Source organism: Anaerolineales bacterium, assembly GCA_022866145.1.
In the GTDB taxonomy this organism is placed as follows: domain Bacteria; phylum Chloroflexota; class Anaerolineae; order Anaerolineales; family E44-bin32; genus PFL42.
Genome location: JALHUE010000275.1, coordinates 1 through 2,278, shown reverse-complemented (window position 1 = coordinate 2,278; position 2,278 = coordinate 1). Strand labels below are relative to the sequence as shown.

Annotated in this window: 2 protein-coding genes; one reads left to right on the top strand and one right to left on the bottom strand. The window is 66.5% G+C overall.

Annotated features, from left to right (window positions below; genetic code table 11):
* Positions 1–144 precede the first annotated feature (144 nt).
* On the top strand, positions 145–411 hold the full coding sequence (locus tag MUO23_08615; GenBank protein ID MCJ7513018.1) for a hypothetical protein: 267 nt from the start codon (positions 145–147) through the stop codon (positions 409–411).
* Between the two features lie 674 nt (positions 412–1,085).
* On the opposite strand, the gene MUO23_08610 is transcribed toward MUO23_08615, so the two are convergent.
* On the bottom strand, positions 1,086–2,278 hold a 1,193-nt coding region (locus MUO23_08610; protein ID MCJ7513017.1), incomplete at its 5' end, for a KamA family radical SAM protein.

The following is a 2,278-nucleotide window of genomic DNA, read 5'->3' as shown; positions in this document are numbered from 1 at the left end:
GCGAGAGGCACCTGAACCACTCCCTCCCGAGGGCCAAGATCCAGCACTCGAGCACCCTGGACCAGCGATCGGACTATCGATGCACTTCATCTGCGTCTCCGTGTCCGTTTCTTCAGCACCCTGCTAGGCGGCTTAGAGGCTCAGATGGTTCTGCTGGCTGCCTGGAAGATCCTCGCCCTGTTCGCGCCTGCGGCCGCCGGACTACTGGCGGCGGTCACGCCACCAGCGCCGGGCCAGCCGCTGCCAGAAACGACACGTCCGCTAAGAGACCGCCTATCGATCGCCGGCCGGGATGCCGCTGCGTTTGAGCAGTGCCTGACCGATCATCAGGCTGCGCTGGATGCCACCCACGACTCGCCCGCCGGATGGCTCGCGACGGTGCACACCTCCCGACAGGACCACGAGCAGTAGTAGCAGAAGTTGCCTGCCATCCCCGACCGAATCGAGGATCGCCTTGATCAAGGCGAGAACGCGTGCGGCCGGGCCGAGAACGGCCACGACCGGCGGGAGAACGTCCGCCACAGCCGAGAGGACCAGTGGGCTCGTTGGGAAGATCGGAATGGCGACAGCCTCGAACTCGAGGACGTCCTCGACCGGCGCGAGGATCGTCGCGACTCTCGGGAGGGCCCGCGGCGACCACCGGGAGAATCGCCTTCATCGGCTAGAGAACCGGCGGCAGCGAAGGGGGAGCCGCAGGGACCGTTGACAAACCCTGCGCCTCTTGCGCTGAGGCACCCCTCGCCAAATGCTCGACCTCGGGCGTCCCCTGTGCGGCCAGCGCGTTTCTGTGGCGGGGGCTGCGTTCACGCTGGGAATTCCCCGAGGCCATCGCCCCGCAGGGCGGACCTCCGGACTTGCGTGCCTTCGCCGGCCGGTGCCGGCGGATGCCAAACTCGATCAGCTCCGACCCACCTGCATCGCATTTGTGACTACGCGCACATCGCCCGATCTGCGAGCGGTTGCGTGTAGGAGTCTCCGCGCCGCTGCCAGGCACAGCGTGCGCCCTCTGTGGGCTACCAGGATTCCCCGAACGCAAAGGGCCTCCGTGTCTGGAGGCCCATCAAGGATGACGGAGCTGACTCGGGCTACTGCCCTTGGACGGGAGCAGGCGATTTGGCGGCCGCGGCGGCCGGCGCCTCCCCCTCCCCGTCGGCAGGCGGGTCGTCGTCGAGGCCGGGACCGATCCCGAGCGGCTGCCACTTGGCGGCATCTGCCCTGAGGCGGTGGGTCGCGCCGCCGCGGGCATGCACATCTCTAAAGCCCTCCGGCGTGATGAACATGCTCTCGCCGTCCAGCAGCCCGGTCATGCCCGCCTGGCCCGGCTCCGGCCGCTTGTCCCGGCAGTACTCGCAGGTGTCCGAATCATGCGGCGCGTAAGCCAGAGGCTCCTCATAGCTCGTCACAAACCCTTCGAAGTTGCGCAGCACCACCTTGTGGTCGGAGGCGCTGAGCTGGTAGCTGGGCATCACCGGGATCTTGCCCCCGCCTCCCGGGGCATCGATCACATAGGCCGGAATAGCGTAGCCGGAAGTGTGTCCCCGAAGGCCCTCCATGATCTCAATGCCTTTGGCGACAGGGGTGCGGAACTGACCCGAGCCGTCGACCAGGTCGCACTGGTACAGGTAGTACGGTCGGACGCGGATCCGCACCAGTTCGTGGACCAACTGTCGCTGCAGGTGGACGCAGTCGTTGACGCCCGCCAGGAGAACCGACTGGTTGCCGAGCGGGACGCCGGCGCGGCTCAACCGGTCGCAGGCCTCGGCCAGTTCAGAGGTGATCTCGTGGGGATGGTTGACGTGGATGTTCATCCACAGCGGGTGGTATTTGGCCAGCATCTGGCAGAATTCTTCGTCGACGCGCATCGGAAGGAACACCGGGACGCGCGAACCGATCCGAATGATCTCGAGGTGCTCGATCTCCCGCAGGCGCCGCAGCAATTCCTCCAGCAGCTTGGGAGCCAGGGTCAGAGGATCGCCGCCCGATAGCAGCACGTCCCGCACCTGGGGGGTCTTGCGCAGGTAGTCCAGCTGCAGTTCAAACTCGGCCCGCGAGAACTGTTCCTTGGGATCCCCCACGATGCGCGACCGGGTGCAGTAGCGGCAATAGGAAGCACACTGGGTCGTCACCAGCATCAGCACCCGGTCGGGATAGCGATGCACCAGGCCCGGGACGGGTGAGTGCGCATCCTCCGCCAGCGAATCCTCCATCATGCCGGTGAACGGCACCATCTCGCTGGCGGTTGGGATCACCTGCTGGCGGATGGGATCGCGGGGATCCT